Annotated in this window: 13 protein-coding genes; 7 read left to right on the top strand and 6 right to left on the bottom strand. The window is 70.5% G+C overall.

The genetic code is table 11. The annotated features are described in order from the left end of the window. Positions 1-75 precede the first annotated feature (75 nt). The 5 genes from E1165_RS13705 to E1165_RS13690 all read left to right on the top strand — a co-directional run bounded on the left by E1165_RS13705 (position 76) and on the right by E1165_RS13690 (position 4,989). Positions 76-1,512, top strand: coding sequence for a leucine-rich repeat protein (locus E1165_RS13705; RefSeq protein WP_132391399.1), 1,437 nt, complete (start codon positions 76-78; stop codon positions 1,510-1,512). A gap of 250 nt (positions 1,513-1,762) precedes the next feature. Then, positions 1,763-1,930: a hypothetical protein gene (locus E1165_RS28965; protein ID WP_165945218.1), complete on the top strand. Its 168-nt coding sequence runs from the start codon at positions 1,763-1,765 to the stop codon at positions 1,928-1,930. A gap of 72 nt (positions 1,931-2,002) precedes the next feature. Beyond that, complete coding sequence (locus E1165_RS13700) at positions 2,003-2,665, top strand: HEAT repeat domain-containing protein (RefSeq protein WP_207916878.1); 663 nt, start codon at positions 2,003-2,005, stop codon at positions 2,663-2,665. A 6-nt stretch (positions 2,666-2,671) separates the two neighbouring features. Further along, positions 2,672-3,676: a HEAT repeat domain-containing protein gene (locus tag E1165_RS13695; protein WP_132391397.1), complete on the top strand. Its 1,005-nt coding sequence runs from the start codon at positions 2,672-2,674 to the stop codon at positions 3,674-3,676. Positions 3,677-3,936: 260 nt separating this feature from the next. Beyond that, a complete protein-coding gene (locus E1165_RS13690; RefSeq protein ID WP_207916876.1) occupies positions 3,937-4,989 on the top strand; it encodes a serine/threonine protein phosphatase in 1,053 nt (350 codons plus the stop codon). Between the two features lie 109 nt (positions 4,990-5,098). Here the strand turns inward: E1165_RS13690 and E1165_RS13685 are convergent, their stop codons facing one another. From E1165_RS13685 to E1165_RS13670, 4 genes are all read right to left on the bottom strand, one after another. Next, complete coding sequence (locus E1165_RS13685) at positions 5,099-6,169, bottom strand: hypothetical protein (RefSeq protein WP_132391395.1); 1,071 nt, start codon at positions 6,167-6,169, stop codon at positions 5,099-5,101. A gap of 1 nt (position 6,170) precedes the next feature. After that, complete coding sequence (locus tag E1165_RS13680) at positions 6,171-7,046, bottom strand: hypothetical protein (protein ID WP_132391393.1); 876 nt, start codon at positions 7,044-7,046, stop codon at positions 6,171-6,173. Positions 7,047-7,160: 114 nt separating this feature from the next. After that, entirely contained in the window at positions 7,161-7,529 is a 369-nt protein-coding gene (locus tag E1165_RS13675; protein WP_132391391.1) for a hypothetical protein, read from the bottom strand. A gap of 136 nt (positions 7,530-7,665) precedes the next feature. Continuing rightward, positions 7,666-8,493 carry an SAM-dependent methyltransferase gene (locus E1165_RS13670; RefSeq protein ID WP_132391389.1) on the bottom strand — a complete coding sequence of 276 codons (828 nt, stop codon included), beginning with the start codon at positions 8,491-8,493 and terminating at the stop codon, positions 7,666-7,668. A 366-nt stretch (positions 8,494-8,859) separates the two neighbouring features. Here E1165_RS13670 and E1165_RS13665 point away from each other — a divergent pair, with 366 nt between their 5' ends. Next, positions 8,860-9,852, top strand: coding sequence for a hypothetical protein (locus E1165_RS13665; protein WP_243704750.1), 993 nt, complete (start codon positions 8,860-8,862; stop codon positions 9,850-9,852). 528 nt (positions 9,853-10,380) lie between these two features. Continuing rightward, a complete protein-coding gene (locus E1165_RS13660) occupies positions 10,381-11,964 on the top strand; it encodes a ricin-type beta-trefoil lectin domain protein (protein WP_207916877.1) in 1,584 nt (527 codons plus the stop codon). Between the two features lie 290 nt (positions 11,965-12,254). On the opposite strand, the gene E1165_RS30740 is transcribed toward E1165_RS13660, so the two are convergent. Further along, positions 12,255-12,470: a hypothetical protein gene (locus tag E1165_RS30740; protein ID WP_371687343.1), complete on the bottom strand. Its 216-nt coding sequence runs from the start codon at positions 12,468-12,470 to the stop codon at positions 12,255-12,257. Between the two features lie 11 nt (positions 12,471-12,481). After that, a complete protein-coding gene (locus tag E1165_RS13650; RefSeq protein ID WP_132391385.1) occupies positions 12,482-12,778 on the bottom strand; it encodes a sensor histidine kinase in 297 nt (98 codons plus the stop codon). Between the last annotated feature and the right edge of the window lie 155 nt (positions 12,779-12,933).

The raw sequence follows: 12,933 nt of genomic DNA, 5'->3' as shown, positions 1-12,933 counted from the left end.
CACCATGACATCCATGGCCTCCACCTTGTTCGAATGTCCTGCGGGCAGGTTGCGACGCAGCGGTGAGAGGACTCGATGAAGCAGGTTCTTGTGTGTGCCGGGCTCGTCCTCACGGTCGCGGCCTGCGGCACCCCGGCGGGCGGCCCGACGGGCGGGCAGCCGACGCCGACCATCTCCGCACCGGCCCCGACGGACGCCGTCGCCGGGCCCACGCCCACGCCCACCACCGCCCGGAAGGCCAACCCCTATGCGCGGAACGCCAAGGTCGAGGCAGGCGTCGACCCGGGCGTGGACCAGGTATTCACCACCGACCCGGTGCTGCGGCGGCGCGAAACCCATACCTACCGGCACACCGAACCGGGTGACCACAAGCTGCCGGCGGGCACGTTCACCATCCGCTACGACGTGTCCACCGCTGGTCGGCCACCGCTGAAGGACCAGCTGGCCAAGGCAGGGCAGGCGCTCACCCGGGCCAGCGGGCTGGCCGTCTACCTCGATGGCGGTACGGCGCTGAACGACGCCGATCTCGCGGCGATCCAGGCGCTGCACCGGCCGCCCGCGGAGGGTGGGCTGGGCCTCACCAAACTCACCCGGCTCTACATCTACAACCTCAAGACGCTGCCGGGTGGAAAGGAATGCACGCCGGCCTCGGACCTGCCGTGCGCCGGGCAGACGGCGCGTGGCGGCCGGTCGCCGTACCTGTGGTTCAACGGCTGGTGGGACACGTGGGTCAGGCATCTCACCCTGGATGACCTCGAAGAGGTGAAGGCCGGTTCCTTCAGCAACACCCCGTTCGAATCGGTCAGCCTGCGGGCGGCGCGGTCGATCGGGGTGATGGGGTTCGGCCACCGGCCGTACGCCAAGCTGAGCGTCCTCTACCTGCCCAGCGTGACGTCGATCGGCAGGGACGCGTTCCGCCGCAACCAGTACCTGGTCAAGGTGAACCTGCCCCGGGTCACCAAAATCGATGACTTCGCGTTCGACGACACCTCGCGGCTGGAGTACGTCAACGCCCCTCGGCTGGTGTCCCTCGGCCGCAACGCGCTCAACGACACCCACGCGCTGAAGTCGGTGAACTTTCCGGTACTCGAGTACATCGGCATCAACTGCTTCGACCTCAACGGCGACGCCCGGTCCGGGACCGGAGTGAGGGTGCTACGGCTGCCGAGGTTGACCGTGGTCGACAAGAACGGCCTGACCGGCTTCGGCGCCCTACGGCACGTCTACGCCCCGAGGTTGACGACCGCCTGGCACGACGCGGTGACGAACAACCCGAACCTGGCGACGGTGTACGCGCCGAACCTCAGCCGGCTCGGCCCGCGCGCCTTCCGCGGCAACCCCGAGCTGCGCGCGGTCTACCTCGGCGACCAACCGCCCACGCAGGAAACCGACGTTTTCGTCGGGGCCGCCCCCCGCAGGTTGACGATCTACCACTCGGGCGCCGCCGCGGCGTGGTCCCGTTTCGTGCCCGCGGGAAACCCGCGTGTCCCGGTGCGACAGCAGGACGAGTGATCGCTCGCGCCCGCCGTGGTGCCGACGTGCAGACACCACGCGGGTGCGTTCAGCCCGACGGATGCCGCGGACCGGCCTGTGGGGCGGGCGTCGCGCTGACGGGCCTGCCTGACCCGGCGTGAATCCCTGCCCGGGCATCGGATCGATCACTCGGAAGGTACGCCCTTTGGGTGTGGCCCGAAGCCGATCCACCGGTCTTGGGCGGCTTGTCATCTCCTCGCCACCCGCGTCCGTTGACTCGGGCGTCAGGGTGACCGGGCGCATCGAGGATTTCCTGGGCCAGCCGCCAGGTGTGGTGGGCGGCGTCGGCGTCGCCGGTGGCGTGTTGGGTGTCGCCGAGGTGCGCGAGAGTGTCGGCTTCGTGGTAGCGGCGCAGCCCCGCCGACGGCGACGAGAAACCGGCGCTGTCACCCGCTGATGACGTGGTCCCGCTTGACCTTGACACAGTGGCAAGGCCTTCACTGTGGCCGAGGAGGTGGTCCCGATGACCATGCCGCAAGAGAACGCGAACACCATCCGAGCTCTCCAGGGGCTGGAGAACAGCAGTCCATCGGTGCGGTTGCAGGCGACGTTGGCGGTCGGCACGACCCCTGACCCGCGGTTCATCGACAAGCTCATCGAACGATGCGCGATCGAGCCCGATTTCTACGTGCGCGACATGCTCACGTGGGCTCTCACCCGCCACCCGTCGCCAATGACGGTCCCAAAGCTCGTTGACGAGCTCCGCTCGGAGCATGCGCAGGCACGGAGCCAGGCACTGCACACGTTGTCCAAGATCGGGGATCGGCGAGCGTGGCCGGCGATCACCCGGGCGCTGCTGACCGACCCCGACGACGAGGTGGCGCGGAGCGCCTGGCGAGCAGCGGTCGTACTCGTGCCCGAAGGTGAAGAACCCGAGCTGGCCGGGGTGTTGGCGACGCAGCTCGGGCGCGGCGAGCGTGAGACGCAGTTGAGCCTCAGCCGGGCGTTGGTCGCGCTCGGTGAGACAATCGAGCCGGCCCTGCGCGCCGCGATGACGGACCTCGACCCCCGGGTGCGCCACCACGCGATCGCCACCGGGCGGCTGTTGCGCGACCCGGACGCCGGATTCGAGTACGCGATCGAGGAGGCGAAGCGCGTCGTAGCCCTCGGCACGACCGGTCAGGAGGGATGACAGGCAGTGTTGATCGGTGATGTGGCACGACGGTCCGGGGTCAGCGCCCGCATGCTCAGGCACTACGACTCGCTCGGCCTGGTGCGACCGACGGGTCGTACCGAGGGTGGCTATCGGGAGTACTCCAGCGAGGACATCCGGCGGATCTTCCATATCGAGAGCCTGCGGTCATTGGGGCTGTCACTGCGGGAAGTCAAGCGCGCGCTGGACGATCCCGGCTTCACGCCCTCAGGGCTCGTCGATGACCTCATCCATCAGACGAGAGAACGCATCGCACGTGAGACCGAGCTGCTCACACGACTCCGTCGCATCGGTGCCGCGGAACCCGCCGACTGGCAGGACGTCCTCCAGATCGTCGCGCTGCTCCAGGCGTTGGGGTCGGAGAGCGCCGGGAAGCGCCAGCGCGCCGCCTTGTCCTCGGTCGAAGAGGTGCCGTTGCCAGTGGAAGCACTGGTCGAGGCAGCGCTGAGCGAGACGGACCCGAACGTCGCCGGAGCCCTGCGATGGGCTCTGGCGCAATCGGGCGAGCACGGACTGGCGCTGCTGGCGGAGGGCCTCGGCTCACCCGTAGCCGAGGTGCGGAGACGCGCCGTCCAGTGCATCGCCGAGATGCCGAACGGTGCGGCGACCGCACTGCTGCAGGCCGCCCTCACGAACTCCGACATCGTCGTACGCAGGCACGCAGCTCTGGCGCTCGGGGCACGTGGAGTAGCCGACACGGTCCCGACACTCATCGACATGGTCGTCGACGAGACAAACGACGTCGACGCAGCCGACGCGCTCAGCGCGCTGGCCCGTGACCCCGCACTGGCGGATCAGATCGCTGCCAGGCTCGTCGATCGCCTCGTCCACGGCACCCTCGGATCGTCTGCACGTCGACGGCTGACGCAGGCGCTCGCGGGCATCCCGGGGACCACGGCCTCACACGCCCTCGCCGATCTGTCACATGACGAAGACCGCGCTGTTGCGCTTACCGCGACGTACATTCTCAAGCTACGCAACACCCAATGACCGATCTTCGCTGACCAACGTGAATCGCTGGCCGGATCGGTCAGGCGATGACACGCGCCGAACGCGTCGTAGCCGCCGTACTCCGAGGGAACCGTCCGGGCAGGTCCGCTCCGGCGGCCCGCGCGAGGTCGGCACGGCAGCGTGACCACACTCCGCTGGTCTCGTACGAGGCCAGCCGCGCCGGGGGCAGGAGACGTTGGAGCTACGGGGGTGTCCGGTTGGATATGTCGCACGGTGAGCGCGTCAGCAGGTACAGCGACGTGTCCAGCGCGTTGGCCTTGCACAGCGATCAACAGTTGGCCGCGATGGTGGAACGGGCACAGGTGCTCGGTTCAGGAATCGGTGGCAGTTCGGTGCGGTGTGAGGTGGCGGGCGTGCCGGTGTTCGCCAAGCGGGTACCACTGAGCGACCTGGAGCGCCGGGCGGAGAACGTCATGTCGACCGCGAACGTGTTCGGGCTGCCGCCGTTGTGCCAGTACGGAGTCGGCTCGCCCGGCTTCGGCGCCTGGCGGGAACTGGCGGCCAACGTCATGGCGACGACCTGGGTTATCGCCGGGCGCACTGCGGCCTTTCCGCTGCTCTACCACTGGCGGGTGCTGCCCGGGGCACCACCGCCGGCCGAGGAGCACGCCGACGTCGAGGCCACCGTCCGGTACTGGGGCGCGTCGTCGGCGGTACGCGACCGCCTGCACGCCCGGGCCCAGGTCTCCGCGAGCGTCGTGCTGTTCCAGGAGTTCATCCCACGCACCCTCGACGACTGGCTCGCCGTCCAGCTCACGGCCGGCCCGGACGCCGTGACAGCGGCGTGCACCATGGTTGAGTCCTGTCTACTGACCGATGTGCCGTTCATGAACACCCACGGGCTGGTGCACTTCGACGCGCACTTCGGCAATGTGCTCACCGACGGCCGGCGCCTGTACCTCGCCGACTTCGGACTGGCGACCTCCCCCCGGTTCGACCTCTCGGCCGAAGAGAAGGTCTTCCTCCGCCGTAACCGGACCCACGATCTCGGCTATGCGCTGATGCGCCTGGTCAACTGGCTGGTCACCAACGTCTGCGGCATCGCGACGCCAGCCGACGGCGGACCCGTGCGGCGCAACGAGTACGTCCGCGCGTGCGCGGCCGGCGCGGAACCCACCGCCGCCCCACCCGTCATAGCGGCGATGATCCGCCGGTACGCCCCGGCAGCAGCAGTCATGAACGACTTCTACTGGGACCTGTTCGGCGTCGACCGGGCAACGCCCTACCCCGAGGAGAGGGTCGAACGAGCCCTGACCGCCATTCAACACCGTCAGGGACCCATGGCTCGCTGACGAGACGAGGCCCTACGCGACGAGTGGCCGGGTCAGCCGGCGCGGGACTACGGCCAACTGCGCGACGGTGTGCCACGTCCGGACTGTCCATCGGAGGCGTCGCCTCCGGTCAGCGTGCCGCCCGCAGCGGCTTGCCCTCGGCCGCGCGGGCCGCCTCCCGGCGTGCCTCCAGGTCTTCGAACCACCGCAACCCGACCGCACCGTACCCGTCGCGGATCCGGTGCTTGACGTCCGCCGTGCGGATGTTGAGTTGATCGACGAGTTTCCGGTTGCGGGCCGTTTCCGACTGTAGGCTCGCGACGGTCGCGGCGAGCCCGGCCGTGGCCACCCGCAGTTGCGCCGCCTCCGTGCGGGCCCCGCGGTTCACCGCCCGGACGACGGCACCCGCCGGCTGCCACCTGGCCATCCGCACGCGCCTGACCGTGTGGGTCATGGTGTTCAGCGACTCCTGCACCGAGCGGTAGTGCGCGTACACGCTGTCGGCGCATCCGTACGATTCGGTGTGCAGGGTACGCATGGTGGCGAAGTCGCGTTGGGTGTGTGCCGCCGCCAGTTTCGCCGAGACCTCGGCAACCAGCCGTTCGACGCGTACGTTGTCGGCGCGTACCCGGCGTAACGCCTTCTCGGCTTGGCGGGCCTGTGTACGGACGGCCGTCAGGGTGACCGGCGCGATGTATGGCCGGTCCCAGCGGCGGATGGCGAAGAGCACCACGACCGTCGCCCCGGCGACGCCGCCGACCAGGGTCAGGGTTTCCTGCATCGCCTGCGGACCGCGTGCGTCGTTGCTGCGCAGCAGCAGCCACAGTGCCGTCGTGGAGGTGGCACTCAGCAGCAGAACGATGCGGCCCAGGTATCCCCGCACCGGCCTGGGCTGGCGGGCACGCGGATTGAACCTGCCCTTCGCCGGTGCCGGCGCGGGCCGGGTGCGGTTGCCGCGCAGTCGCCCGCCGACGGGGCTGGCCCAGCGGACCAGCAGGAAAGCGAGCACCGGCGCGGCCGCCAGTGTCGACAGCGCCAAGGTGCGGTGTTCCGCGAACTGGGCCGGATCGTGGAGGTAGACATAGGGCACGAGCGCCGGCGCGGCCAGGGCGAGCACGGGTAGGCCGATCGCGTACCCGAGAAGACACGGTGCCAGGAGCAGGACGAGAACCGGCAGGCAGCCGGATGAGCGGCGGGCCACCTCAACCGCGTCGGTGTCGACGCCGGTCCTGCGCGTCGTCCCGGGGCGGCTGGTCGGCGCGCGGATGGGCCTGCCGCTGCGCCCGGCCCGCCCGACCCTGCGCCGCGACGTCTCCCTGCCGCGTCTGGCCATCCTGGACGGCGGCACTGCCGCGCTGTGGCCGGCCCTTGCCGACCCGGGTGGGATTGTCCGTGTCCCGGGCGCGGCTGTCGCCACTTCGCGGCTTACCCTGCCGCGCCGGGCGGTCGCCGTCAACGGCCCGGGCGTTCTCCGTTGGCACCCGATTGCCGCTCCGGGACGGCCCTTCGCCGTGGCCGGCTCGCCCGGCAGCACCGGCGTTGTCGGGTAGGCGGGCAGCCCGCCCGGTCGCTGGCGTGGTGGCCGGTCCGGGACGGCCGCCCCGCCGGTGCCGTCCGGTGTCAGCGCCGTTGAGCACCAGGTCGATGCCGGTCAGCACCTGATCGCCCTGCTGGGAGTGGTGGCGGAGCAGATCGTCACCGAAGTCGCGGATCAGTTCCGCGTACACCTGTGCCTCCCCCACCGTTGTCCCCGGTCGGCCGAGGGCGCGCCGCATGTTGCGGATGCACTGGCGCAGCGCCTCCGCCGTCAGGTCGCTGCGGCCCACCTGCCGGCGCAGCTCGTACAGCGACGCCGCCGCGTCCTTGCGGCGGTTCTCCAACCTGGTGAGGGTCACCTCGGTGGTCGCGTCGATCCGCCGGCCGGCGACATCCAGTTCCTTCATCGTCACCGCGCATGCGGTGGATTCGGCGACGATCCGAGCGATCGTGCCCAACGGACTGAGCGACTCGGCGATCCGGGCGACCGCCGTGCCGAACGCCACCCCTTGGTCAGTGACCCTGACCAGCTGCCTCGTCACGGGAAGGAGCGTAGGGGGGACACGGCTGGGAACGAATCTTCCGTCGGGTTGTCGACAGCGACCGAACGGGTTCCCGGGCGGACGGCTCCGACGGATCAGTCGAACACGAACGGATCAGTCGAACACGATCAGTGCTACGCCGAGCAGCAGGACCACCACGAGCCCGGCGCCCAGTCCACCAAGGACGAGCACGGCTGCGGCGCCGGAGCGGGAAGGCGGCGGGTTCCAGCGCCGGGGCGCTGGCCCTCCGGCGCGCCGATCGGGCCTCCGCCCCGCTCTCCGCCCGCCCTCCGATCCGTTGTCCGCCCGGGTACCGATCCCTCCGCCGAGGATGGTGACTACCGCGACGGTCAGGCTGAAGATGCTCGCCACCCAGCTCGCCGCCTCCACGCCGCCCGGCCCCCAGCCGAGCACAGCGACCGCCACCCCCACCACGGTGACCGCGATCGCGACTGTGACGGTGGTCCGTCGGCTGCGTCTCATGGCAGGCATCATCCCCGACGCCGCCGTGATGGCGTCCGATGCGTGTCCCGGGCGCCGGGCCGGGCCGACGGCGAACGCGATGAGACCGAGCGGTTGGCCGATGCGCGGCCCGGAGCGGATGGATCGGATACCGGCGTCACGGCTTGCGGGCGACGAGCCCGACAAAGGTCTGGTAGGTGTCGGTCTGCTTCGGGGAGCCCTCGCCCGGCTCCGGCCGCCACTCGGCGAGCGGCACCAGGCCCGGCTCGACCACCTCCAGGCCTTCGACGAAGGAGAGGATCTCCTCGTCGGTGCGCCAGCGGCCGGTGCCGAGCGACTGGTTGAAGATCCGTTCCACCTCCCGGGCCTTGTCGGAGGCGGCCGGGTACCGCGCGCCGGGGTCGCGGAAGTGCGAGATCGCGGCGTAGCTGCCGGGAGGAAGGGCCGCGCACAACGTCGTCGCGATGGCCTTCGGGTCCTCGTCATCCCGGATGTGGTGCAGGATCCCGAAGAGCAGCAGCCCGACCGGACGATCGAAGTCCAGGAACCGCCGGAGTTCCGGGTGCTCCAGAATGGCCTCCGGTGATCGCGCGTCCGCCTGGATCACCGTGGCGGTTCCGTCGTGGGCCAGAAGCGCCCGCCCGTGTGCCAGCACGATCGGGTCGTTGTCCACGTAGACCACCCGCGCCCGGGGGTCGTGGCGGGTGGCCACCTCGTGCACGTTGCCCCGGGTGGGTAGTCCCGATCCGAGGTCGAGAAACTGGTCGATGCCCTGCTCGGCGACGAGGAACCGGACCACCCGGCGCAGAAAGGCGCGGTTCGCCTGGGCGGCCTGCGGACCGTCCGGTGTGATCTTGAGGGCGTGCTCGGCGACCATACGGTCGACCGCGAAGTTGTCCTTGCCGCCGAGCATGAAGTCATAGACCCGGGCTACGCTCGGCACGTTCATGTCGATGCCGGGCGGTGCTGCCTTCTGACCGGTCACAGTTTGTCTCCCCGTCCACACCGGAACTTCGTCGGCCGCACTGCGTCGGGCCGCGCGCTGGACTGAGTGTAGCGACGCATGGGCACGTATTCTGCGCCTCCCTGTCGCCGGCGGCTGACCTGCCCATCGACCGTGATGAGCCGAAGAGCCCTTCCGCCTCCGCGCCCACGGGGGACCGCCGTCGCGGGCATGACCACGGGCAGGTGGCCCCTGCCGGCTCCGCCGTCCGCCCGTCGAAGCGGGAGCGGGCCGCTACCGGCAGGCGTTTCCTGGCTGGACGCTCAAGAGTGGCTCGCACGAGGAGGTGGCACCAGCGAACCGCCCGAGCGAGCCCGCGGGCAGCGGATGGCGCCGGCCCTCGGTGCGATGGCCGTCGCGCTGGCGGCCGGGTACCTGCTGGCGATCCTGGCGGGCGCCGCCTGGATCGCCACCACCGCCCGCTACTTCCCGGTGTTGAACTTCACCGTCGTCACGGCGGTCGGTGTGCTGTCCCTGATCGGCGCGGCCTGGCTCGGCCTGGGGATCGGGCGGCTGCTGCCCGCCCTGGCGACCGCTCCCGCGCGGGGTGCGACCGGTGCCCTGGTGACGCTGTTCGGCACGCTGATCACGCCGGACTGGTTGGCCGCGGTGCTGTCGCCGGTCCACGGCACGAGTCAGCACCATCACTTCCAGACGATCGACAACCGGGTCAGTGGCGCACACGCGATCTGGATGGCCGCGCTCGCGGTACACGAGGACACCCGCACGTACGATGCCGACGAGGCCCAGCCGCCCCGGCGCGACGACGTCGTACGGATCCCGGTCCGGATCGACAGCCGTGGCGGGCTCGCCCATCGGCTGCCGTGGTGCCGGAGATCGTTTCCGGGCAGTCGGGACGCCGCCCCGGTCACGGTCGTGCTGACCGTGCTGCTGATGGTCGCGGTGCTGTCGGCCACCCTGGCCGGACCGGATGACCTTCTGGAACGCACCGCGTCGATACGCTGGCCCTGGCGGCGGGCCGTGCACCTGGTCGCCGCCCTGCTGGTCGTCTCGCTCGTCCTGGCCGCCACGCTGCCGACCGGGGCGCGGTTCGGCCCGGTCGCCCTGGTCCTCCGTGACGCGGTCGGCCTGCTGGGTCTGACCGCGCTGGGCACCGCGACGGTCGGCGCCGCCCGGGCGTGGCTGCTGCCCCTGGTCTGGACTGGCATCGCGGCGGTGTATCCGCAGGCCGGGACCGTGGGTGCCGTCGCGACGTGGCAGGCGCAGGTGCCGCAGAACGCGGCGGCCGCGGTGACGGCGGCCGTGCTCGCGCTCGGCGGGCTGATCGCCTGGTCGCTCGCCGGACCGGCCGGGCGGGAGGCCGCCGAGTACATCCACTGAGACCGGCGCCGGGACGTGAGGATCACGTCCCGGCGCCGTCGCGTTCGCCATCACCGCCACGGCGCCGCCTCGACCTCTGGAACTATCTCGACGACGGCGCAGCGGTCTATGGCCGGCACCCGAGATCCTTGACAGCCGACATGTGAGCGATAACACTGCTGCCACACCACGACTGAACCCGCCGAATGCCCCAGCAATCGCCCCCCGCATCGGTTGCACGCCATGGCCAACCCCCCTGCCGTCCGTCCCCGAAGGCACGCAACCCCCACACCTTCGCTCCGTCCTGGCCAAAAGCTCATCGCCGGTGCGAGGACGGTCGCCCCGGTGCCTCCCTGGCAATGACCGCTGGGGCACAGCCCGGCTTCGCGGCAGACGTCCCCACCGGTTCCGGCCGCTGCACCCTGGTGGTCGTTTCCGGTCCCGGACCCAAGGTGACCCGTCCTCACCCCGACAAGGCAGGTACTCGTGAAAGCAGTTTCGCGGCCGCTGACAGCCACCTTCGCCGCTCTAACCACCGCGCTGGCCGGCATGGCCACACTCACCCTCGCCGCCTCGCCCGCCGCGGCGGCGCCCGGCAGCCCCGCCGTCCGGCCGCCGCTGGGCTGGAACAGCTGGAACACCTTCGGATGCGACATCGACGAAGTCAAGATCCGCGCGGCCGCGGACGCCATGGTCAGCTCCGGCATGCGGGAGGCCGGCTACGAGTACGTCGTCGTCGACGACTGCTGGCAGGCCACGACCCGCGACGCCGCCGGCAACCTTCGCTCCGATCCCGTACGGTTCCCGTCGGGCATGAAGGCGCTGGGTGACTACATCCACGGCAAGGGGCTGAAGTTCGGCATCTACCAGGCGCCGCGTGAGGAGACCTGCGCCCAGTACTTCAACGCCATCGGCGGCGCCACCGGTGCCCTCAACCACGAGCAGCAGGACGCGAACACCTTCGCGTCCTGGGGCGTCGACTTCCTCAAGTACGACTGGTGCTCGCCCTGGGGCACCCTCAACGACCAGATCGACAGCTTCTCGAAGATGCGCGACGCGCTGCGTGCCACCGGACGACCGATCGTCTACTCGATCAACTCCAACAGCGCGCACTCCAACACCGGGCCCTCCTTCGACTGGAGCCCGGTGGCGGACATGTGGCGAACCACCGAGGACATCACCGACAAGTGGAGCAGCGGCTGCCGCGCCGACTGCTTCATGGGTGTCACCGAGATCCTCGACGTGCAGGCGCCGCTGCACTCCTGGGCGGGCCCGCAGCACTGGAACGACCCCGACATGCTCGAGGTGGGCGTACGCGGCACGTTCAGCCCGACCGAGAACCGGGCGCACTTCGGCATGTGGGCCATCATGGCCGCCCCGCTGATCGCCGGCAACGACATCACCACCATGCCCGCCGACGTACGCACCGTGCTGACGGACCCCGACGTGCTGGCCATCAACCAGGACTCGCTGGGTCGGCAGGCCCAGCGGGTCCGCGACTTCGGCGAGACCGAGGTGTGGGCCAAGCCGCTCAGCGACGGTTCCGTCGCGGTCGCCCTGCTGAACCGGTCAGGTAGCACCGCGACGATCTCCACCACCGCCGCCGAGATCGGTATGCCCGCGGCGAGCGGTTACCACACGTTCGAGGTCTGGACCCACGCGGCCAGCAACACCTCCGGCGCGATCAGCGCCACCGTCCCGCCGCACGGGGTGGTCATGTACCGGGTGCGGACCGGCTCCACGACCCCGACCGACACCTTCAGCCTGCGCGGTGTCGGATCCAACCGCTGCCTGGACATTCTCGGCGGCGCCCCGAACGACGGCGCCCAGGCGGCCATCTGGGACTGCAACGGTGGCCTCACCCAGGTCGTGACCGCTGCCTCCGGCCAGCTGCGCATCGGCGGCAAGTGCCTCGACGCCGACAACAGGGGAACCGCCAACGGCACCAAGGTGATCCTCTGGCCCTGCAACGGGGGCACCAACCAGCAGTGGACGATGCAGGCCGACGGCACCATCCGCGGAGTCCAGTCCGGCAAGTGCATCGACGTCAACCAGGCCGCCACCGCAAACAACTCACCCCTCATCCTGTGGACCTGCTCCGGTGCCGCGAACCAGCGGTGGACCCGCATCTGAGCGCCACGCACACCGCCCGGTGGAGATGAGATCGCCGGCGATCCGTGACGTGGGAGCCTGCTGCCGTCGGCAGCAGGCTCCCACCGGCTACGGGTGCTTCGGTTGGCTACCCCGATCTCAGGCCGACCCGATGCGACCCACCGGCGATCGGTGGTTGTCCGCGACCCAGGGCGCACCCCGCCGCCGTCCCCTGGGAAAGGCCCACCGCGTTCCGCCGTCACTACTGCGACAGCCCGGGCGGCTGGCCCTGTTCGCCCGTCACCAGTACGACCAGGAACACCCGGCAGCGGTCAGGGCTGTAGGAGACCGAACGCTAGGCCGATCGGGATCAGCAGCATCCCGCCGGCCGTGAGGACCGCGAGCCGCACCCGGTGCCCGCCGGTTACCGCCAACCGCTGGCGCCACCAACTGACACCGTTGCCGGCCTCGGCGACCACCTCGATGTCGTCCTGCAGGTCGAGGATCGTCGCGAAACCGGCCCGGACCAAATCCTGGTCGTCAGCCACCACTACTCGGATCATGCGAAGACCGCCTCCACTGTGCATCCACGTCCCTCCAGCCCGACGCCAACGGTGACCTCCCCGCCGGCCGCCGCGACCCGCTCACGCATGCCGATCAACCCGTGACCGTCCGGCTCGTCCCCGCCCCCGCAAGCGGCGCCGATCCCGACGCCGTCGTCGGCGACGGCGAGCCGGAAACCGTCGACGGTCCAGGTGGTCCACAGCTCGACGGTGCTCGCGTGCGCGTGTTTGACCACGTTGGTCAATGCTTCCTGGGCCATCCGGTACGCGGCCAGGTAAACGTCCGGGGCCACCGTGATCAAGAAGCAGGACGGCACCATCGGCGGGAAGAACACGTACCCCCGCAGCCGCGACCCCCGCGAGATTCCTGGCTGATCCGCTGGCCGCCGGCGCTCCGGCCGGCACTGCGATGGCCGAACCACACGCCAGCCAGCTTCGGACGTCCGGC

The sequence above is a fragment of the Micromonospora sp. KC723 genome (assembly GCF_004348595.1).
GTDB lineage: Bacteria > Actinomycetota > Actinomycetes > Mycobacteriales > Micromonosporaceae > Micromonospora.
This window is presented reverse-complemented; position numbering and strand designations above follow the sequence as displayed.

Coding starts and splice junctions, on each gene's coding strand:
- E1165_RS13675 (WP_132391391.1), bottom strand. CDS start 7,529: ATGAGACGCAGCCGACGGACCACCGTCACAGTCGCGATCGCGGTCACC.
- E1165_RS13705 (WP_132391399.1), top strand. CDS start 76: ATGAAGCAGGTTCTTGTGTGTGCCGGGCTCGTCCTCACGGTCGCGGCC.
- E1165_RS13700 (WP_207916878.1), top strand. CDS start 2,003: ATGCCGCAAGAGAACGCGAACACCATCCGAGCTCTCCAGGGGCTGGAG.
- E1165_RS13665 (WP_243704750.1), top strand. CDS start 8,860: ATGGCCGTCGCGCTGGCGGCCGGGTACCTGCTGGCGATCCTGGCGGGC.
- E1165_RS13660 (WP_207916877.1), top strand. CDS start 10,381: ATGGCCACACTCACCCTCGCCGCCTCGCCCGCCGCGGCGGCGCCCGGC.